This window comes from Pseudomonas sp. 3B-A001-10F, from assembly GCF_056313565.1.
Genome location: NZ_JBQYFW010000026.1, coordinates 43,636 through 62,533, shown reverse-complemented (window position 1 = coordinate 62,533; position 18,898 = coordinate 43,636). Strand labels below are relative to the sequence as shown.

Annotated in this window: 19 protein-coding genes; 11 read left to right on the top strand and 8 right to left on the bottom strand. The window is 58.3% G+C overall.

All coding sequences use genetic code 11. The features are described 5' to 3' along the window. The first annotated feature begins 211 nt into the window (after positions 1-211). Complete coding sequence (locus tag AC0ZWN_RS21320) at positions 212-451, top strand: DUF1161 domain-containing protein (protein ID WP_093429479.1); 240 nt, start codon at positions 212-214, stop codon at positions 449-451. A gap of 6 nt (positions 452-457) precedes the next feature. On the opposite strand, the gene AC0ZWN_RS21315 is transcribed toward AC0ZWN_RS21320, so the two are convergent. Together AC0ZWN_RS21315 and AC0ZWN_RS21310 are read right to left on the bottom strand one after the other, a co-directional pair. Continuing rightward, a complete protein-coding gene (locus AC0ZWN_RS21315) occupies positions 458-877 on the bottom strand; it encodes a PA0061/PA0062 family lipoprotein (RefSeq protein ID WP_476336418.1) in 420 nt (139 codons plus the stop codon). Positions 878-917: 40 nt separating this feature from the next. Further along, complete coding sequence (locus AC0ZWN_RS21310; protein WP_034152270.1) at positions 918-1,340, bottom strand: PA0061/PA0062 family lipoprotein; 423 nt, start codon at positions 1,338-1,340, stop codon at positions 918-920. A gap of 59 nt (positions 1,341-1,399) precedes the next feature. Here AC0ZWN_RS21310 and AC0ZWN_RS21305 point away from each other — a divergent pair, with 59 nt between their 5' ends. Then, positions 1,400-2,482: an aminopeptidase gene (locus tag AC0ZWN_RS21305; RefSeq protein ID WP_476336416.1), complete on the top strand. Its 1,083-nt coding sequence runs from the start codon at positions 1,400-1,402 to the stop codon at positions 2,480-2,482. 80 nt (positions 2,483-2,562) lie between these two features. On the opposite strand, the gene AC0ZWN_RS21300 is transcribed toward AC0ZWN_RS21305, so the two are convergent. Further along, on the bottom strand, positions 2,563-3,213 hold the full coding sequence (locus AC0ZWN_RS21300; RefSeq protein WP_476336414.1) for an HAD family hydrolase: 651 nt from the start codon (positions 3,211-3,213) through the stop codon (positions 2,563-2,565). 28 nt (positions 3,214-3,241) lie between these two features. Beyond that, entirely contained in the window at positions 3,242-3,787 is a 546-nt protein-coding gene (locus AC0ZWN_RS21295; protein WP_093429483.1) for a gamma carbonic anhydrase family protein, read from the bottom strand. An 88-nt stretch (positions 3,788-3,875) separates the two neighbouring features. On the opposite strand from AC0ZWN_RS21295, the gene prlC reads away from it, so the two are divergent. The 3 genes from prlC (at position 3,876) to AC0ZWN_RS21280 (ending at position 8,354) form a co-directional block, all read left to right on the top strand. Beyond that, positions 3,876-5,927 carry an oligopeptidase A gene (prlC, locus tag AC0ZWN_RS21290; RefSeq protein WP_476336413.1) on the top strand — a complete coding sequence of 684 codons (2,052 nt, stop codon included), beginning with the start codon at positions 3,876-3,878 and terminating at the stop codon, positions 5,925-5,927. Beyond that, on the top strand, positions 5,924-6,217 hold the full coding sequence (locus tag AC0ZWN_RS21285) for a YheV family putative zinc ribbon protein (protein ID WP_095049521.1): 294 nt from the start codon (positions 5,924-5,926) through the stop codon (positions 6,215-6,217). Before prlC ends, AC0ZWN_RS21285 begins: the two co-directional genes overlap by 4 nt. Before the next feature lie 112 nt (positions 6,218-6,329). Next, positions 6,330-8,354: a M3 family metallopeptidase gene (locus AC0ZWN_RS21280; RefSeq protein WP_095125102.1), complete on the top strand. Its 2,025-nt coding sequence runs from the start codon at positions 6,330-6,332 to the stop codon at positions 8,352-8,354. A gap of 8 nt (positions 8,355-8,362) precedes the next feature. Here AC0ZWN_RS21280 and AC0ZWN_RS21275 read toward each other — a convergent pair whose 3' ends face one another. After that, positions 8,363-9,004 carry a phosphatase domain-containing protein gene (locus tag AC0ZWN_RS21275; RefSeq protein WP_095049523.1) on the bottom strand — a complete coding sequence of 214 codons (642 nt, stop codon included), beginning with the start codon at positions 9,002-9,004 and terminating at the stop codon, positions 8,363-8,365. A 305-nt stretch (positions 9,005-9,309) separates the two neighbouring features. Here AC0ZWN_RS21275 and AC0ZWN_RS21270 point away from each other — a divergent pair, with 305 nt between their 5' ends. From AC0ZWN_RS21270 to AC0ZWN_RS21260, 3 genes are read left to right on the top strand one after another with little or no spacing between them, the layout of a single operon-like run. After that, positions 9,310-10,056, top strand: a complete 747-nt coding sequence (locus tag AC0ZWN_RS21270) for a gluconate 2-dehydrogenase subunit 3 family protein (RefSeq protein ID WP_476336411.1) — start codon at positions 9,310-9,312, stop codon at positions 10,054-10,056. 2 nt (positions 10,057-10,058) lie between these two features. Beyond that, positions 10,059-11,843 (top strand): GMC family oxidoreductase, encoded by a 1,785-nt coding sequence (locus AC0ZWN_RS21265; protein ID WP_102902580.1) that lies wholly within the window; start codon positions 10,059-10,061, stop codon positions 11,841-11,843. A 12-nt stretch (positions 11,844-11,855) separates the two neighbouring features. Then, entirely contained in the window at positions 11,856-13,157 is a 1,302-nt protein-coding gene (locus tag AC0ZWN_RS21260; RefSeq protein ID WP_476336409.1) for a c-type cytochrome, read from the top strand. A 59-nt stretch (positions 13,158-13,216) separates the two neighbouring features. Here the strand turns inward: AC0ZWN_RS21260 and AC0ZWN_RS21255 are convergent, their stop codons facing one another. Beyond that, positions 13,217-13,492: a hypothetical protein gene (locus tag AC0ZWN_RS21255; protein WP_476336407.1), complete on the bottom strand. Its 276-nt coding sequence runs from the start codon at positions 13,490-13,492 to the stop codon at positions 13,217-13,219. A 207-nt stretch (positions 13,493-13,699) separates the two neighbouring features. Further along, positions 13,700-14,002, bottom strand: a complete 303-nt coding sequence (locus AC0ZWN_RS21250; protein WP_460130476.1) for a hypothetical protein — start codon at positions 14,000-14,002, stop codon at positions 13,700-13,702. A 227-nt stretch (positions 14,003-14,229) separates the two neighbouring features. Here AC0ZWN_RS21250 and AC0ZWN_RS21245 point away from each other — a divergent pair, with 227 nt between their 5' ends. The 3 genes from AC0ZWN_RS21245 (at position 14,230) to AC0ZWN_RS21235 (ending at position 17,872) form a co-directional block, all read left to right on the top strand. After that, on the top strand, positions 14,230-15,288 hold the full coding sequence (locus tag AC0ZWN_RS21245) for a PA0069 family radical SAM protein (RefSeq protein WP_476336406.1): 1,059 nt from the start codon (positions 14,230-14,232) through the stop codon (positions 15,286-15,288). A gap of 238 nt (positions 15,289-15,526) precedes the next feature. After that, the gene (locus AC0ZWN_RS21240) at positions 15,527-16,255 is read left to right on the top strand and encodes a carbonic anhydrase (RefSeq protein WP_064116616.1); all 729 of its coding nucleotides are present in this window, start codon (positions 15,527-15,529) and stop codon (positions 16,253-16,255) included. 90 nt (positions 16,256-16,345) lie between these two features. Beyond that, positions 16,346-17,872, top strand: coding sequence for a SulP family inorganic anion transporter (locus AC0ZWN_RS21235; RefSeq protein ID WP_476336405.1), 1,527 nt, complete (start codon positions 16,346-16,348; stop codon positions 17,870-17,872). Positions 17,873-18,007: 135 nt separating this feature from the next. Here AC0ZWN_RS21235 and AC0ZWN_RS21230 read toward each other — a convergent pair whose 3' ends face one another. Next, the gene (locus AC0ZWN_RS21230) at positions 18,008-18,658 is read right to left on the bottom strand and encodes a hypothetical protein (protein WP_476336404.1); all 651 of its coding nucleotides are present in this window, start codon (positions 18,656-18,658) and stop codon (positions 18,008-18,010) included. Between the last annotated feature and the right edge of the window lie 240 nt (positions 18,659-18,898).

Genomic DNA, 18,898 nt, shown 5'->3' with positions numbered 1-18,898 from the left:
GCGAGCAAGCTCGCTCCCACATTGGTTCTGACTAAACCGGAACATTGTGGGAGCGAGCTTGCTCGCGAAGGCGATCTCGAGATCGACACAGGTTTGAAACCAAAAACACAAGTTGTGAGCGAAGTCAGAACCCTCGCTGTAAAAGTATGGTCGAATCAATGACAGCAGCTTCAGCGCACGCCCGTGCGCGCTGCCTCAGGGAGCTTCACTCATGAAACGTATTGGCTTGGCGATCCTCTGCAGTGCACTGGCCACTTCTGTCATTGCGGCACCCAAAGACTGCGAAGAACTGAAGAAAGAAATCGAAGTAAAGATTCAGGCCAAAGCCGTGCCCTCCTACACGCTGGAAATCGTCAGCAAGAAAGAGGCTGCAAAACACGATATCGCCATGGTTGTCGGCACTTGCGATTATGGCCGCAAGAAAATCATCTATCAGAAGAACGACAGCTGAGTCACCTCAGATAATGCAGTTGTAGTCGTAATCCTCGGCGACTATTTCACGCTTGGCGTTATACAGCCGGGCGCTCGGTGTGAACCCCAGCGAACGCCCTTCCAGCACATAACGCTGCCCGGCCTCGAAATGGTCGTAGCGGATGTACAGATAGCACAGCCGCTCTACGGGGCCGGTCATCAGGGCGCCACCACCGCCAAACACTTCGAAATCAAACCGCACGCGCAATTCGTGTCTGCCCGGCGTGACCTGAAAGTAGCGCCCGTCATTCAGTCGCTGTTTGTCGAGGCGCTCGGCCATGAGCACTTTACCGCCGGGTGTCGGCGTCGAAAAATCGACCCAGGCCATCTGCGGATCGACCGGGGGCAATGGCGTCTGACAACCGGCCACAAGACTGGCAACGAGCAACAACAGCAACTGGCGCATGACGAATATCCACTGATCTGAATACTCAGCATAGCGCCGTTCAGGTGCGCTGACAGCCTGCCGGCGTGCCTTGGCCTACCACTTTGCGCTGCTCGTCATAGAGCTTGGCCCAAGGCCGGAAACCAATACTGCCGGCCTGCAACTGATAACGCTGGCCGGCGTTGAAGTCCTTGAATTTCACGCTCAACTGGCAATCGCGCCACAGCGGCTCAGCGTCGGGACCGATGTTGGTCGCCTCGACCGGAAATTGATAACGCACCTTCAACTCATGGCTGCCGGGCTGTACTTCAAAGTAGCGTTTGTCGGCAGTCGCTTGGGTATCGACCTGCAGCGCTTGCAGCGCCGTGTCCTGCTGCCGGGCATCCAGATCGATCCAGGCTTGCGAAGGGTCAGGATCGGGCATTCCGAATCCGGCACAACCGGCCAGCGTCAGCAGGCCTCCTGACAGCATCAACATGCGCATAGCGGTGCTCCTTAAGGCGGGATAGTCTTGCGGGCAGACTCTCCGGGGGATTTCTTATTTTGAGCAGGCCGTTTCCAAGCCTTGGGTTACTTGATCGCGTTTTTCGGATTTTGTTTCCGGGTGTGATGTTTTTGTTGCTCAACGGTTGCGCCAGCGTCAGCTATTACACGCAGTTGGCCAGCGGCCAACTGCAATTGCTGCGGGCGCGCGAGCCTGTGGAAAAGGTGATCAACGATCCGAGCCGCGACGCGACACTGCGCGAACACCTGGCGCAATCGCAAAAGGCCCGTACCTTTGCCAGCGAGCATCTGCATTTGCCGGATAACCAGAGCTATCGCCTGTACGCCGACATCCATCGCCCGTACGTGGTGTGGAATGTGTTCGCCACTCAAGAGTTCTCCCTGACACCGCAGAACCATTGCTTCCCGATTGCCGGCTGCGTGGCCTATCGCGGTTATTACAGCCAGAGCGCCGCGCGCGGCGAGGCAGCGATCCAGCGCTTGCAGGGTATGGACGTGTCGATTGGCGGTGTCGAGGCCTACTCGACGCTCGGCTGGTTCAACGACCCGATCCTCAATTCAATGATGGGCTGGGGTGATGAGCGCCTGGCCACGTTGATCTTTCATGAACTGGCGCATCAGCGCTTCTATGTAAAGGATGACACCGAATTCAACGAGTCCTTTGCCACGTTTGTCGAGCAGGAAGGCACGCGGCAGTGGCGGGCGTTTCGTGGGTTGCCGGCGGATACCGATTCACGGCTGAAGCAGCGCGATCAGTTTATTGAATTGGTACTCAAGACCCGCTCACGGCTGGAGAAGCTTTACGTGCAGTCAATGCCGGTTGAGCAAATGCGCGAGCGCAAAGCGGCAGAGTTCGAGCAGTTTCGCCGGGATTATCGGCTGATGACGGACAGTCAGTGGTCCGGGGACAAGCGTTATGACGCTTGGGTGAATGCGCCGCTGAACAATGCGCGGTTGTTGCCGTTTGGGCTTTATGACCAGTGGGTCCCCGCGTTTTCGACACTATTCAAAAAGGTCGGGGGAGATTGGCTGAAGTTTTATGCTGAGGTAGAGCGGTTGGGTGGGCTGCCGGCCGCTGAGCGCAAGGCGGCACTGAAAGCGTTGGCATATCCGGAAGTCTGAGGTGGCTGAAAGGGCGTCATCGCCAGCAGGCCCACTTCTACAGGGGAATGCGTTCCAAATGTAGGAGTGAGCCAATCTAATCAGCGCTGCAGAAACGCCTGATGCAACTCGTCCAGCGTTTCAAAATGATAAGCCGGCGCCTCGGCACTCAACTCTTCAAAACTGCCAAACCCATAACCGACCCCCGCCGCATCCAGCCCATTGCTGCGCGCCCCGATCAGATCATGTTTACGGTCACCGATCATCAACGTATTCGCCGGGTCCAGCCCTTCTTCCTTGATCAGATGCGCAATCAACTCAACCTTATTGGTCCGCGTGCCATCCAGCTCACTGCCGTAGATCACCTTGAAGTGCCGGGCAAAATCAAAATGCCGGGCAATCTCGCGGGCAAATTCCCACGGCTTCGAGGTGGCGATATACAGCTGCCGGCCTTGGCCACTGAGGGTTTCCAGCAACGGCGTGACGCCATCGAACACACGGTTCTCGTACAGGCCCGTCACTTTGAAGCGCTCGCGATAGAAATTCACCGCCTGCCATGCCTTGGCCTCATCGAATCCGTAAAACTGCATGAACGCCTGCAATAACGGCGGGCCGATGAAGTGTTCCAGCTTGGTCAAGTCCGGCTCATCGATGCCGAGCTTGGCGAGGGCGAACTGGATGGAACGGGTGATGCCCTCACGCGGGTCGGTCAGGGTGCCATCGAGGTCGAACAGTACGGTCTGGTAATGCATGAGAAATCCTGAGCAGTTGTAAGGCAATTCAGAGCTGGTCGTAACCTTCGGCAAGATGCAGGTCCTTGAGTTTCACGTAGTTCGCCGCGCTGTAGGTGAAGAAAGCTTTTTCCTTGTCGGTGAGTTCTCGCACCTGTTTCACCGGGCTACCCACATAGAGGAAGCCACTTTGCAGACGCTTGCCCGGAGGCACCAGGCTGCCGGCGCCGATGATCACGTCGTCCTCGACCACCGCGCCGTCCATGACGATGCTGCCCATGCCGATCAACACGCGGCTGCCGACGGTACAGCCGTGCAGCATGACTTTGTGGGCGATGGTGACGTCATCGCCGATCAGCAGCGGGAAGCCGTCGGGGTTGAACGGGCCGGCGTGGGTGATGTGCAACACGCAGCCGTCCTGCACGCTGGTGCGCGCACCGATACGGATACGGTGCATGTCGCCACGGATCACGGTCAGCGGCCAGACAGAGCTGTCTTCGCCGATTTCGACGTCGCCGATAACCACCGCCGAGCCGTCGACAAACGCGCCTTTGTTCAAGTGCGGGGTGTGATTCTGGTACTTGCGAACGGACACGATAATTTCTCTCTCTGTCGCCGATAGCTGCGGTGAATGCCGATTGTAATTAAGATGGGGCAATGTTTCCCCAGCCAAGGTGCCAACCGTGAGCGTGAACAACCCTCTTCTGCAGTCCTACGACCTGCCGCCGTTCTCCACGATCCGTGCCGAACACGTCCTGCCCGCCATCGAAACGATCCTGGCCGACAACCGCGCCGCCATTGCCGAAATCCTCAAGACTCAGGTTCAGAACCCGACTTGGGCCGGCCTGGTACTGGCGATGGACGAACTCAATGACCGCCTCGGCGCTGCCTGGAGCCCGGTCAGCCACCTCAATGCCGTGTGCAACAGCGCCGAATTGCGTGAAGCCTACGAGTCATGCCTGCCGGCTTTGAGCGCCTACTCCACCGAGATGGGCCAGAACCGCGAGCTGTTCCAGGCTTATGAAGCGCTGGCCAACAGCCCGGAAGCCGCCGGTTTCGACGTGGCGCAAAAGACTATTCTGGAACACGCCCTGCGTGATTTCCGTCTGTCGGGTATCGACCTGCCGGAAGCCGAACAGAAACGCTACGCCGAAGTGCAGAGCAAACTGTCCGAGCTGGGCAGCCGTTTCTCCAATCAACTGCTCGACGCCACGCAGGCGTGGACCAAGCACGTCACCGACGAAGCCGCCCTCGCCGGCCTGACCGATTCGGCCAAGGCGCAAATGGCTGCTGCCGCACAGGCCAAAGGCCTCGACGGCTGGCTGATCACCTTGGAATTCCCGAGCTACTACGCGGTGATGACCTACGCGCAAGACCGCACCCTGCGTGAAGAAGTCTATGCCGCTTACTGCACCCGCGCCTCGGACCAAGGCCCGAACGCCGGTCAGAACGACAACGGCCCGGTGATGGTAGAAATCCTCGACCTGCGCCAGGAACTGGCCAAACTGTTGGGCTTCGCCAGTTTCTCCGAGCTGAGCCTGGCCACCAAAATGGCTGAATCCAGCGATCAGGTGCTGAGCTTCCTGCGCGATCTGGCCAAGCGCAGCAAGCCGTTCGCTGCGCAGGATCTGCAACAGCTGCGCGCCTACGCCGCCGAACAGGGCTGCACCGACCTGCAAAGCTGGGACAGCGGCTTCTACGGTGAAAAGCTGCGTGAACAACGTTACAGCGTTGCTCAGGAAACGCTGCGCGCCTACTTCCCGATCGACAAAGTGCTAAGCGGCCTGTTCGCCATCGTTCAGCGTCTATACGGCATCGAAATCGCTGAACAGAAAGGTTTCGACACCTGGCATCCGGACGTGCGCCTGTTCGAAATCAAGGAAAACGGCCAGCACGTCGGCCGCTTCTTCTTCGACCTCTATGCCCGCGCCAACAAGCGTGGCGGTGCGTGGATGGACGGCGCCCGCGACCGTCGCCGCACGGTTGATGGCGTACTGCAAAGCCCGGTGGCCAACTTGGTGTGCAACTTCACCCCGGCCGACAGCGGCAAGCCTGCGCTGCTGACCCACGATGAAGTGACCACGCTGTTCCACGAATTCGGCCATGGCCTGCATCACCTGCTGACCCGCGTGGATCACGCTGGTGTTTCCGGGATCAACGGCGTGGCGTGGGATGCGGTCGAGCTGCCGAGCCAATTCATGGAAAACTGGTGCTGGGAACCGGAAGGCCTCGCACTGATTTCCGGTCACTACGAAAGCGGCGAGCCGCTGCCCCAGGACCTGCTGGAAAAAATGCTCGCGGCGAAGAATTTCCAGTCGGGCCTGATGATGGTCCGCCAACTCGAGTTCTCGCTGTTCGACTTCGAACTGCATGCCACCCACGGCGACGGCCGTAGCGTGCTGCAAGTGCTCGAAGGCGTGCGTGACGAGGTATCGGTGATGCGTCCGCCGGCCTACAACCGCTTCCCGAACAGCTTCGCGCACATCTTCGCCGGTGGCTACGCGGCGGGTTATTACAGCTACAAGTGGGCTGAAGTACTGTCGGCGGATGCCTTCTCCAAGTTTGAAGAGGACGGCGTGCTCAACGCTGAAACCGGCCGGGCTTTCCGCGAAGCGATTCTGGCGCGCGGCGGTTCGCAGGCACCGATGGTGCTGTTCGTCGACTTCCGTGGCCGTGAGCCATCGATTGACGCACTCTTGCGCCACAGCGGCCTGAGTGAGGACGCGGCAGCATGAGTGAGGCACCTGTGATTACCAAGAAACGCTTTATCGCCGGGGCGGTCTGCCCGGCGTGCAGCGAGCCGGACAAGTTGATGATGTGGAACGAAGACAGCGTGCCGCACCGTGAATGCGTGGCTTGCGGTTACTCCGACACACTCAACGAGCAAGGGCTGTCGGTACCGAAAGAGCTGGGCACGCGGGTCAACACCAGCGCGCTGAACAAACCTGCGCCGGACAAGACCGTGCAGGCGGTGCAGTTTTTTCCCAACCCGAAACTGAAAAAGAAACCTGACCAGCCCAATTGAGCTGTGGCTACTTCGCACCGAATCAACGGTGCGAGGTGGTATCTATGTAATGCCTTGCCCTTGCGCTTTCTCCGTAGGCTGATTTTTTCAGCCTACGGTCAAGGAAGACGCGATGCCCCCTACCAATCCCCTGCTACAACGCTGGCAACTGCCGGCCTGGTCCGACGTAAAGGCCGAGCACCTGGCACCCGCCATCAATGCCATCGTGGCCGATAACCAGCGGATCATCGCCGAAGTGATCGCCACCCAGACCGACCACCCCAACTGGGATGATCTGGTGATAGCCGTCGCCGAAGCCGACGCACGGCTCGCTGAAACCATGGTTCTCATCGACGTGCTCTCGACGGTCAAAAGTGCTGATGTCGACTGGGTAGAGCAGAGCGCCCTGTGCAGTATTACTGCGGCACGCTATCGGGTGCAGAAGTCTGCCAACCTGGAGCTCTATCACACCTATCAACGTCTGCAGCAGAGTTCGATCGCCGACAGCTTCGATGACTTTCGCAAAGCGTCGTTAGCCAAGACCCTGCGCTCTTTTCGTCTGTCGGGCATCGAATTGCCCGCCGAACAGCGCCAGCGTTTAACCTCGATAAACCTCGACATCGAGCTTCAGGAGCAATTGTTCCAAATCAATCTGGAGCGCAGCAATGCCGCCTGGAGCAAGCAGATTGACCAATCGGCGACGCTCGACGGCCTGTCAGCCGCGTTCAAGGATCGGCTGGCGCTCAATGCGCGTCGAACGGGAAAAAGCGGCTGGTTGCTGACGCTGGATCGCAACACTTACGAATACATCATGAAAAATGCGCGAGACCGGAGTTTGCGCGAAGAGTATTTCCGCGCTTATTGCACCCGGGCCTCGGATCAAGGACCGCATGCTCTTCAGTTCGACAACGGTCCGGTTTTGCAAAAGTTACTCGGGTTACGCCATGAAAAAGCCAGGTTGCTGGGTTTCGAGAGCTTCGCCCAACTGCGGCTTGCAAATCACATGGCCACCTCACCCACTCAGGTCGAACATTTTTTAAAGCAACAGATCGAGCAAAATCGTGCCGCACTGGATCAGGACATGCAGGCGCTGCAAGCATTCGCCGCAACGCAGGGCGTCGCAGAACTGCAGGCCTGGGATTTCGAGTTTTTTGCTGAGCAATTACGCCAGCTACGCTCGGCGAGCACACTGAAAGGACTTCGCGAGTATTTCCCGCTAGATGAAACGCTACGCCGGTTCTGCCAGTTCAATGAATACCTGTTCGGTATCAAATTGGCCGAGCAACAAGACCTAAGCAATTGGCACGAGGAGGTGCGGCTGTTTGAAGTCAGCGAATACGATCAGGTGATGGGGTACATCTACTTTGATCCGTTTCATCGTGAGGACGGCCCCGACTTTGCCTTGACCAATACCGTGCGCAACCGACGAATCAATGCCGAGGGCCGGCCGGCCCTGCCGATTGCCATCCTTCACTGCAACTTCCCGCCCGCGACCAGCGAGTATCCCTGCCTGCTTTCACACAAGAACCTGCGCGTGCTATTCCACGAGTTCGGGCATTGCCTGCAACAGGTGCTGACCCGCTCGCCCCACCACAACCTGTCGGGGATCTCGCAACTGGCGCGCGATACAGGTGAGTTCGCCGGGCAACTGTTCGAGCAATTGAGCCTTTCAGAGGAACTGCTTCAGTGGCTGTCAGCACATTACAAAACCCGCGCGCCGCTAAGCCGCACACGGCTAACGTCAGCACTGGCCGCGATCGCGACGCACACCAGTCGCGATACCGCCACGCTGCTGCTTGAGTCTTTACTCGATCTTGAATTGCACCGTAGCGAGGAAAATGGCCGAAACGCGCAATCGTGCTTCGAAGCGGTGCTGCAAAAAATTCCGCAGCTGCAATTACCCGCCTATTGCCGCTTTGCCAACAGTTTCGATTATCTGGTGACCGGTTACGAAGCCTCGGTCTACGCCTACAAGTGGTCAGGCGTATTGGCCAGCAAAGCGTTCAAGCGCTTTGGGCGTGATGGGATATTCAATACGCAAACCGGCCGGGAACTGCGTGAAGCGTTCTTCTCCGGTGATTCGACTTCGCTGCTCAGCGCGCTGGAGACCTTTATGGGTCAGCCGGTGGCTGCTGATCTGGCAGCGCAACCGGACTGACGCGCCGATCACTCAATGTGGGCGGACTTGAACCAGCTTTTCATTGAACAGGTGGCGAAAGCACTGGTACTGCAATCGCCATTGACCAACGCCGTGCGCAATTTTTCGACATCCACCTGCGTCATGTAACGCACACCATCCTTGAAATGAATACTGTCGCCAAAACCGCCTTGGGTCATCTCGCTCAAGGCATCCTCTTTGCTCCACCCCTGAATCACCACTCGATACATCGCCGCCATCAGTCCGGTGCGGTCGGAACCGTGCTTGCAATGCATCAGCACCGGGCCATTGGCTTCGGCAGCCTGAATAGCCCGCAGGGTCTTGAGTACATCGGCGTCGTCAACGTGATTGGTGCGATAGGGAAGTTGCACCTGATGAATGTCGGGGTCAGACAACCAGTCGTCCGCTTCTGGCAGAAAGTTGATCACCGTGGCGACCTTGAGACTTTTCAGCAGCGGCACCGCGCCGTCATCCGGCAAGGCGCTGCGATAGAGCAATGGCGACAGCTGGAACAGGTTGTATTGCACTTCGACCGGTTGCGCCCACTCAGTCGGACGAACCGTCGATGCCGTCGCCGCCTGGGCCGGTATCCAGGGCAACAGTGCTAAAAAAGCTATACACAAAGCAGGAAAAAAACGCACTCGGGACATGCTGGTTTTACCGTGTCGGGATTCATCGATGAGGGGGAAACGCAGCTTCGGCGTTGCGCGGTCAAAGCCCTGTGAGGCGCCTGTCAAAGAAACGTGAATCCGCACGCTTTCCAGCACTGCCGTAAAGAAAACCAGTGTTTTTTCCGCTGAATCGGTTTATCCGGAAGCTTAGCCTGCTACCATTTGTCACATCATGTTGCAGACGCGTCCCCTTTTTCCGGGTCAGACCGGATCCGTCGCGACGAAAAATCCTCAAGCCGCTCGCAGAAGCGGCTGTCCTCTAATGCCTGATGAGGTGCACTCCAATGTCTGATGAAGATCGAGACAACCCGCGGCGTGAGTTTTTGCGCAAATCCCTGACCCTGATCCCGGTTGTCACCCTGGCCGGCACCGGTCTGGGCAGCAGCGTCCTGCAAGCAGCGCCTGAAGCGGCGCCGGATGCGCCCGCGCCGCAACCGGTTCACGCTGATGCCAGCGTCTACCAACCGAGTTATTTCACCGCCGAAGAGTGGGCGTTCATCAATGCCGCCGTTGCTCAACTGATCCCCAACGATACTCAAGGACCGGGCGCGCTCGAAGCCGGTGTGCCGGAATACATCGACCGCCAGATGAACACGCCGTACGCCGCCGGTGCGCTTTGGTACATGCAAGGCCCGTTCAATGCCGACGCCGCTCCGGAAATGGGTTGGCAGAGCAAACTGGTGCCCAAAGAGATCTATCGACTCGGCATCGCCGCCACGGATCAGTGGGCAAAATCCCTCAACGGTAAAGTATTTGCTGAGCAAGACAGCGCTACCCGAGACGATTTGCTCAAGCAACTCGAAGCTGGCAAGCCGCAATTCGATGCGGTTCCGGCAAAGATTTTCTTCAATCTGCTGCTGCAAAACACCAAGGAAGGGTTCTTCTGCGACCCGATCCACGGTGGCAACAAAGGCATGGTCGGCTGGACCATGATCGGCTTCCCCGGCGCCCGCGCCGATTTCATGGATTGGGTGGAACGTAACGAGCAATACCCCTTCCCGGCAGTTTCGATTCGCGGCGAGAGGGCGTAAGCATGGCAACGGTAATGAAGAAGGTTGACGCAGTGATCGTGGGTTTCGGCTGGACCGGCGCGATCATGGCCAAGGAGCTGACCGAAGCGGGTCTCAACGTGCTGGCGCTGGAGCGCGGGCCGATGCAGGACACCTACCCGGACGGCAACTATCCGCAGGTGATCGACGAACTCACCTACAGCGTGCGCAAAAAACTCTTTCAGGACATCTCCAAAGAGACCGTCACCATTCGTCATAGCGTCAACGACATCGCCCTGCCGAACCGCCAGTTGGGCGCGTTTCTGCCGGGCAATGGTGTTGGCGGCGCCGGACTGCACTGGTCGGGCGTGCACTTCCGGGTCGATCCGATCGAGTTGCGCATGCGTAGCCACTACGAAGAGCGCTACGGCAAAAGCTTTATCCCCAAGGACATGACCATCCAGGACTTCGGCGTCAGCTATGAAGAACTGGAGCCGTTCTTCGATTTCGCCGAAAAAGTCTTCGGCACCTCGGGCCAGGCCTGGACGGTGAAAGGCCAATTGGTCGGTCAGGGCAAGGGCGGCAACCCGTACGCGCCGGATCGCTCCAACCCGTTCCCGCTGGAAGCGCAGAAGAACACGGTGTCCGCGCAGCTGTTCGGCAAAGCGGCTACAGAAGTCGGCTATAAACCTTACAACCTGCCTTCGGCAAACACCTCCGGACCGTACACCAACCCGTACGGCGCGCAGATGGGCCCGTGCAACTTCTGCGGTTTTTGCAGCGGCTATGTCTGCTACATGTATTCCAAAGCCTCGCCGAACGTGAACATTCTGCCGGCGCTGAAACCGCTGCCTAATTTCGAATTGCGGCCTAACTCGCACGTACTGCGGGTCAACCTCGACAGCACGAAATCCAAGGCCACCGGCGTGACCTACATCGACGGTCAGGGTCGCGAGATCGAGCAACCGGCGGATCTGGTGATTCTCGGCGCGTTCCAGTTGCACAACGTGCGGCTGATGCTGCTGTCCGGGATCGGCAAGCCGTACGACCCGATCACTGGCGAAGGCGTGGTCGGGCGTAACTTCGCTTACCAGAACATGGCGACCATCAAGGCATTCTTCGACAAGGACACCCACACCAACAACTTCATCGGCGCCGGCGGCAACGGCGTGGCGCTGGACGACTTCAACGCCGACAACTTCGACCACGGCCCGCACGGCTTCGTCGGCGGCTCGCCGATGTGGGTCAACCAGGCTGGCAGCCGGCCGATTGCCGGCACTTCGAACCCGCCGGGCACACCGGCGTGGGGCAGTGCGTGGAAACGCGCGACCGCCGATTACTACACCCACCAGGTGTCGATGGACGCCCACGGCGCGCATCAGTCCTACCGTGGCAACTACCTCGATCTCGATCCGGTGTACCGCGATGCCTACGGTCTGCCGCTGCTGCGGATGACCTTCGACTGGCAGGAAAACGACATCAAGATGAACCGCTTCATGGTCGAGAAAATGGGCAAGGTCGCCGAAGCGATGGGCCCGAAAGCCATTGCGGTGATCGGCAAGAAAGTCGGCGACCACTTCAACACCGCGTCTTACCAGACCACGCACCTCAACGGTGGCGCGATCATGGGTACCGATCCGAAGAAGAGCGCGTTGAACCGTTACCTGCAGAGCTGGGACGTGCACAACGTCTTCGTTCCGGGCGCCTCGGCGTTCCCGCAGGGCCTGGGTTACAACCCGACCGGGCTGGTTGCCGCACTGACCTACTGGTCGGCGAAGGCGATCCGCGAGCAATACCTGAAAAACCCCGGCCCGCTGGTTCAGGCTTAAGGAGCGATGACCATGAAAAATCTCGTTATCGCGACTCTGGCGCTGCTCGGCAGCGCCGCAATCCATGCGGCTGAAGTTGATCAAAGTTTGATCAAAAAGGGCGAATACCTCGCCCGCGCCGGTGACTGCGTAGCCTGCCACACCGCCAAGGGCGGCAAACCGTTCGCCGGTGGCCTGCCAATGGAAACGCCGATCGGCACGATCTACTCGACCAACATCACCCCGGATAAAACCGGCGTCGGTGAATACAGCTTCGAAGACTTCGATCAGGCCGTACGCCATGGCGTCGCCAAAAACGGTAGTACGTTGTACCCGGCGATGCCGTATCCGTCCTACGCGCGTGTCAGCGAAACCGACATGCAAGCGCTGTACGCGTATTTCATGCACGGCGTAGAACCGGTGGCGCAGGAAAACAAGGCCAGCGACATTCCGTGGCCGTTGAGCATGCGCTGGCCGCTGATGGGCTGGCGCTGGATGTTTGCGCCGAAGGTCGAGGATTACAAATCGACGAGTGCCGACCCGGTGATCGATCGTGGCGCGTATCTGGTCGAAGGCCTCGGCCACTGTGGTGCCTGCCATACACCACGCGCGCTGACCATGCAGGAAAAATCCCTGAGTGCGGCCGACGGCACAACCTTCCTCGCCGGCAGTGCGCCGCTGGAAGGCTGGATCGCCAAGAGTCTGCGCGGCGATCACAAGGATGGCCTCGGCAGCTGGAACGAGGAACAACTGGTGCAGTTCCTCAAGACCGGGCGCAGCGACCGCAGCGCGGTGTTCGGCGGCATGAGCGACGTGGTCACCCACAGCATGCAATACATGACCGATGCCGACCTGACCGCGATTGCCCGCTACCTCAAATCACTGCCGGCCACTGATCCGAACGATCAACCGCATCAGTACGATGAAAAAGCCGCCAAAGCCTTGTGGAACGGTGACGACAGTCAGCGTGGTGCTGCGGTGTACATCGACAACTGCGCGGCGTGCCACCGCACCGATGGTCACGGCTACACCCGGGTGTTCCCGGCGCTGGCGGGCAATCCGGTGCTGCAATCGGAAGACCCGACTTCGTTGATTCACATTGTGCTCAAGGGCGGTACGTTGCCGGCGACGCACACGGCACCGTCGACGTTCACCATGCCGGGCTTTGCCTGGCGCCTGTCGGACCAGGAAGTGGCGGATGTGGTGAGTTTCATTCGTGGCAGTTGGGGCAACAAAGGCGCGCCGGTTGACGCTGAAGATGTAGCCAATCTACGCAAGAACGATATGCAAACGACTTCCGGGGATGATTTGGGGCAAGTCACCACGCATAACTGACGGACCTGATTGATACTCCGCTGGCACGGTTCGACTTTTCGTGCGGTGCCAGCGGACGGTCAACGCTTGGACTGAAAGCCTTTGAACTGCGCAAATGCATCGGCCAGTTGCAGATAGAGCTTCTCGTCATATTTGTCGATGTCGCCATCACCGTCAGCATCGACGGCGTCTTCGGAGATCACGTCATAACGACCATTGGCCTGCGACGACGAAGCAAAAAGCGCATAGTCGTAATCCATCATTTCGGTCGCGTCCTCGCTGTAGTGATAAAAAGCGATTTCCGGACTTGCATCCCGATCCATATCCGCGATTTCCAGCAGTATTCTGATAGCCATGGATGAAACCCTGCAGATTGATTGCGTGCTTGAGATTAGGTTTGGCGAGAATTCCGGTCTACTGTCAAAGCTGACAGGGTGTATGCCCAGCCAGTCCTTTACCGGCCACCTGCCATTTACCGTCTTTTCTTCTAAAACAATAAAGTCCTGCATGAGTCGTCATGCAGGACTTTATTTTCATTTGCTGTGAGACTCTTGAATTTTCAATTACGGATTAACGATACTTACATAAGCCCTGGCCAGTGCAATCAACTTCGCTTTGTCGTCGTTATCAATATCGCCATCACCGTCCACATCTTTCTTGTTGGTGCGAACAGTGAACGTTTTGCCACGGTCGCTGGACACCGCCACTACGTAGATCGAGTCGACCAGCGCCTCGGTAGGCAGTTCCTGTTCGGCGTTCCAGCCCAGTTCCTTTCGCGCCAGTTGCATCGAAACAATGGTGTTGGGTTCCGATGCATTGGGTTGCATCATTTGCACAAAGACACCGCGTTGATTGAGGTAAGACATGAATTAAATCCTTTTAATTTAGTTATCGAACAAGTGCCACTCGGAGTAGCCAAGGCTATCTTTGATAACTTGTCGCGACAATCGAACATATGTATCTCGGGTTGTACTTCAGCTCTGCACCTATATATAAATTTTGGAACTCAACAAGTATCCCATCGCTGAACGGTACTGGATCAACGTGGGCTCGCTCATGTACTGTATGCATATACAGATCAGGAGCCTGCCCAATGATCAACCCTCTTCCCCTGCGCGGTCGCGGCACCGCCAGCAACCCGCACAACCGCTTCGCGCCGAACCGTTCGGTGGCCGAGGATGACGGCTGGTATCAGGAGGTGCCGCTGACCCAAGGCACCGAGGTGATGATCGAAACCGCGAAAACCATCATTACCCGCAATACCTCTCCGGATCTGCCCTTCGACCGCTCGATCAATCCCTACCGTGGCTGCGAGCATGGCTGCATCTATTGCTACGCACGGCCCAGCCACGCTTATTGGGACATGTCGCCAGGGCTGGACTTCGAAACCAGGCTGATCGCCAAGACCAACGCCGCCCAAGTGCTGGAGGAACAGCTCGGGAAAAAAGGCTATCAATGTGCGCCGATCAACCTGGGCTCCAACACCGATCCGTATCAGCCGATCGAGCGCGAACACAAAATCACCCGGCAGACCCTCGAAGTGCTTCTGCGCTATCGACATCCCGTGACCATCGTCACCAAAGGCTCGCTGATTCTGCGCGATCTCGACCTGCTGACCGAGTTGGCCGAGCAACGCCTGGTCGCGGTGATGATCAGCCTGACCACGCTCGATGACGAGCTCAAACGGATCCTCGAACCGCGCGCTGCTGCCCCCAAAGCGCGATTGCGCGCCATTCGGGTCATGCGCGAAGCAGGCATACCGGTCGGCGTGCTGTGTTCGCCGATGATTCCGATGATCAACGACAGCGAGATCGAAAACCTGCTTAACGAAGCCCACGCGGCCGGAGCACAAAGCGCTGCCTATATGATGCTGCGCTTGCCGCTGGAGGTGGCGCCGCTGTTCGAGGAGTGGCTGGCGGCGCACTATCCGCAACGCGCCGCGCATGTGCTGAGCCTGATCCGCCAGAGTCGTGGCGGCGAGCTCTACGACAGCCGTTTCGGCGCACGCATGCGCGGCGAAGGGGTGTTCGCCGACCTGCTCGCGCAACGATTTGCCAAAGCCATCAAGCGTCTGGGCATCAATCACCGCGAAAGCTACAACCTCGATTGCACTGCCTTCTGTCCGCCGGGTCGCCAGATGTCGTTGATTTAGCGACAATTGGCCTATGGTTGAGGGGTTGGAATCCTTCCGCCGAAATCACTCAGTCACGTTTTTTGTGACCTGGAACACACGTGCTAGAGCGTTTGATTCAGTTTGAGTTAAGTTTCGGCGGCTACCTTGTTCATCGAGTGACTGACGGGTCGGGATGACCCGGATGTTTTAAACAGCCACTGGCTTCATACCGGAATACATGGGAACGACTCCCCTAATCCGCCAAAGAGGATGAATCATGAGTGACAAGGATAAACAGCCGTTGGCTGCGTCGGCGCAAACCCCTGAAGCGGAATCCGCCGATGCAGCGCTGCGACAGATCGTAGACGGCTTTTTGCATTTTCATCATGAGGTCTTTCCCCAGCAGGAAGAACTCTTCAAGAAACTCGCCACGGCCCAGGCGCCAAAGGCGATGTTCATCACCTGCGCCGACTCGCGCATCGTCCCTGAGCTGATCACCCAGAGCTCGCCGGGCGATCTGTTCGTGACCCGTAACGTCGGCAACGTTGTCCCGCCTTACGGCCAGATGAACGGCGGCGTTTCCACCGCGATCGAATACGCGGTGCTGGCGCTGGGCGTGCAGCACATCATCATCTGCGGCCACTCCGATTGCGGCGCCATGCGTGCGGTGCTCAATCCGGACAGCCTGGAAAAGATGCCGACAGTCAAAGCCTGGCTGCGCCACGCTGAAGTCGCGAAAACCATGGTGCACGATAACTGTCACTGCGCCGACGAAAAAGAAAGCATGCCGATCCTCACCGAGGAAAACGTCATCGCCCAATTGCAGCACTTGCGTACCCATCCTTCGGTAGCCTCGCGCATGGCGAACGGTCATCTGTTCATCCATGGCTGGGTCTACAACATCGAAACCAGCGAAATAAAAGCTTACGACGCGGATCAGGGACGTTTCCTGCCGCTCGATGGTAGCCATCCGATTCCGGTGGCGACGCCCAAAGCGCGCTTCTAAATCTTCCTAAACATCTGTGTGGTTTGACGCCGGCCGCTGTTTCAGCGGTTCGGCGAAGCCATGCCTGAAGAAAACTTCGGGAGAATCGCCATGCGTGCGGCTCAATTGAAAGCGGTGTTGCCACGGGAGTTGCTCGCTTCAGTGGTTGTGTTTCTGGTCGCGTTGCCGCTGTGCATGGGTATCGCGATTGCGTCAGGGTTGCCACCGGCCAAAGGTCTGATCACCGGGATCATCGGCGGTCTGGTGGTTGGCTGGCTGGCGGGTTCGCCGTTGCAGGTCAGCGGGCCGGCGGCGGGTCTGGCGGTGTTGGTGTTTGAACTGGTGCGCCAGCACGGTATTGAAATGCTGGGGCCGATTCTGCTGCTCGCCGGTTTCCTGCAACTGGTGGCCGGGCGCTTGAAACTCGGTTGCTGGTTTCGGGTCACGGCGCCAGCGGTGGTTTACGGGATGCTGGCGGGGATTGGCGTATTGATCGTGCTGTCGCAGGTGCATGTGATGCTCGATGCGTCACCGAAGCCTTCTGGCCTGGATAACCTTACGGCGTTCCCGGCGGCAGTGGCGCAGGCCTTGCCGTCGTTCGGCTGGCAGGCCGGACTCCTCGGTCTGTCGACGATTGCGGTGATGTGGCTATGGGAAAAATTTCGCCCGCATTCGCTACGTTTCGTGCCCGGTGCATTGCTCGGCGTGGGTCTGGCGACAGCTGCCAGTCTGCTGCTGGCGTTGCAGGTCAAACGTGTTGAAGTACCGGCGAATCTGGCCGAAGCCATTGATTGGCTGAAACCGGCGGACCTGCTCAGCCTGGCCGATCCTACGCTGCTGATCGCCGCGTTCGCCGTGGCGTTTATCGCCAGCGCCGAAACCCTGTTGTCCGCCGCTGCGGTGGATCGTATGCACAGCGGCGTGCGTTCGGACTTCGACCGTGAGCTGTCGGCGCAAGGTGTCGGCAACATGCTCTGCGGTCTGCTCGGGGCACTGCCGATGACCGGGGTGATTGTGCGCAGTTCGGCCAACGTCCAGGCCGGCGCGACCACGCGTTACTCGACGATCTTCCATGGTCTGTGGCTGCTGGCGTTCGTGCTGTTGCTGTCGAGTGTGCTGCAAAGCATTCCGGTGGCGAGTCTGGCGGGTGTGCTGGTGTACACCGGGTTCAAACTGGTCGATCTCAAAGCGTTTCGAGGTCTGGGTCGTTATGGGCGGATGCCGATGTTCACCTATGCGGCGACGGCGCTGTCGATCATCTTCACTGACCTGCTGACCGGGGTGTTGATCGGTTTCGGTCTGACGATGTTGAAACTGGCGTTCAAGGCTTCGCGATTGAAGATCAGCCTGATCGATCTGCCGCAGGACGGCGAGATGGAGTTGCGTCTGGTCGGCGCGGCGACATTCCTCAAAGTGCCGGCGTTGACGCAAGTGCTGGGCAGTATTCCGCAAGGCACCAAGGTGCATGTGCCGCTCAATAACCTGAGCTACATCGACCATTCGTGTCTGGAGTTGCTGGAGGAGTGGGGCCGGGCGAATGTGGCGAAGGGCTCGAAGCTGTTGATTGAGTCGCGCGGGTTGAAGCGCAGGCTTGAAGGCAGGGTGCGGACCAATACCGGAATCGGTGCGGCCGGCTAAAAAGGCCATGTTGCGATAAACCTTGTGGGAGCGAGCCTGCTCGCGAAGGCGATGTATCAGCCAACAGAGATGTTGAATGATCGACCGCATTCGCGAGCAGGCTCGCTCCCACATTGGATCTATGGCGTATGAGGATTACGCGGCAGGCTGGTCCAGTTCCAGGCCCACACCCAGGCGTCGGCTCATGCATGGCCAGCGTTTCCACGCGGCGCCGGTGTCCGGGCTGCTGAGTTTGTCGCGGTAGACCTCTACCGACTCCAAGGCAAAACTCTCGTCGTTGAGCATCTCGTCGATGGCGTGATGCACCGCTTCGTCCAGTTGGTTGGCAAATTCCTCACCGATCAATTGGTGAGCAATCAAGTTAGCGACCGTCATGTCCAAGGGGATCAGTGGCTGGCCGAAATGCTTGATGTACAGGTCGTTGACCTCTTCAACAAAACGGTGCGCCAGATAGGCTTCGTCGAGCAGGCTGTCCAGGCCAACGTGCCCGGCCATGATGGCTGGCGGCTGGAGGAAATACTGCTCGGCGATTTTCAGCACCGGTTTGATCTGCGATTCGATTCCCGCTTCCCTGGCAACTTCATTGGCTGCATCCAGCAGGTCTGGCACTTCATCAATGTAGGCGGCGACAAAACGCGTCAGCACACCGTTGGCGTCGGCTTCCGGCAATTGGATCGCCGGGTGTAAATGAGGCAGCTTGCTTTCCAGCTGACGGGTCAGCAGGCCGGTTTCTTTTTCGTGTTGTTGGGCTTTTTGGATCTGCTCGCGCAATGCGGCGGTGTTCATGAAAACTCCAGGAAACAAGGCAATGAAATAGGGAAGACATAACTTAGCTGGCTTACGAAAAATGCTAAGACGCATTTGTCATAATTATTTCATCCTTGATGCACCTGCGTTATATCGGTTTGCCACCACTCGTCTGCATCCTTCTCCATTCGTGCCCTTGAACGCAAGTGCCAGCTGTTTCAGCTGATTTACGTGCGCACATTGCAATTTCCCGTCGCTGTCTATACTCGCCATTGAATG

Coding starts and splice junctions, on each gene's coding strand:
- AC0ZWN_RS21320 (WP_093429479.1), top strand. CDS start 212: ATGAAACGTATTGGCTTGGCGATCCTCTGCAGTGCACTGGCCACTTCT.
- AC0ZWN_RS21315 (WP_476336418.1), bottom strand. CDS start 877: ATGCGCCAGTTGCTGTTGTTGCTCGTTGCCAGTCTTGTGGCCGGTTGT.
- AC0ZWN_RS21310 (WP_034152270.1), bottom strand. CDS start 1,340: ATGCGCATGTTGATGCTGTCAGGAGGCCTGCTGACGCTGGCCGGTTGT.
- AC0ZWN_RS21300 (WP_476336414.1), bottom strand. CDS start 3,213: ATGCATTACCAGACCGTACTGTTCGACCTCGATGGCACCCTGACCGAC.
- AC0ZWN_RS21285 (WP_095049521.1), top strand. CDS start 5,924: ATGAGTGAGGCACCTGTGATTACCAAGAAACGCTTTATCGCCGGGGCG.
- AC0ZWN_RS21280 (WP_095125102.1), top strand. CDS start 6,330: ATGCCCCCTACCAATCCCCTGCTACAACGCTGGCAACTGCCGGCCTGG.
- AC0ZWN_RS21275 (WP_095049523.1), bottom strand. CDS start 9,004: ATGTCCCGAGTGCGTTTTTTTCCTGCTTTGTGTATAGCTTTTTTAGCA.
- AC0ZWN_RS21270 (WP_476336411.1), top strand. CDS start 9,310: ATGTCTGATGAAGATCGAGACAACCCGCGGCGTGAGTTTTTGCGCAAA.
- AC0ZWN_RS21265 (WP_102902580.1), top strand. CDS start 10,059: ATGGCAACGGTAATGAAGAAGGTTGACGCAGTGATCGTGGGTTTCGGC.
- AC0ZWN_RS21260 (WP_476336409.1), top strand. CDS start 11,856: ATGAAAAATCTCGTTATCGCGACTCTGGCGCTGCTCGGCAGCGCCGCA.
- AC0ZWN_RS21255 (WP_476336407.1), bottom strand. CDS start 13,492: ATGGCTATCAGAATACTGCTGGAAATCGCGGATATGGATCGGGATGCA.
- AC0ZWN_RS21250 (WP_460130476.1), bottom strand. CDS start 14,002: ATGTCTTACCTCAATCAACGCGGTGTCTTTGTGCAAATGATGCAACCC.
- AC0ZWN_RS21245 (WP_476336406.1), top strand. CDS start 14,230: ATGATCAACCCTCTTCCCCTGCGCGGTCGCGGCACCGCCAGCAACCCG.
- AC0ZWN_RS21240 (WP_064116616.1), top strand. CDS start 15,527: ATGAGTGACAAGGATAAACAGCCGTTGGCTGCGTCGGCGCAAACCCCT.
- AC0ZWN_RS21235 (WP_476336405.1), top strand. CDS start 16,346: ATGCGTGCGGCTCAATTGAAAGCGGTGTTGCCACGGGAGTTGCTCGCT.
- AC0ZWN_RS21230 (WP_476336404.1), bottom strand. CDS start 18,658: ATGAACACCGCCGCATTGCGCGAGCAGATCCAAAAAGCCCAACAACAC.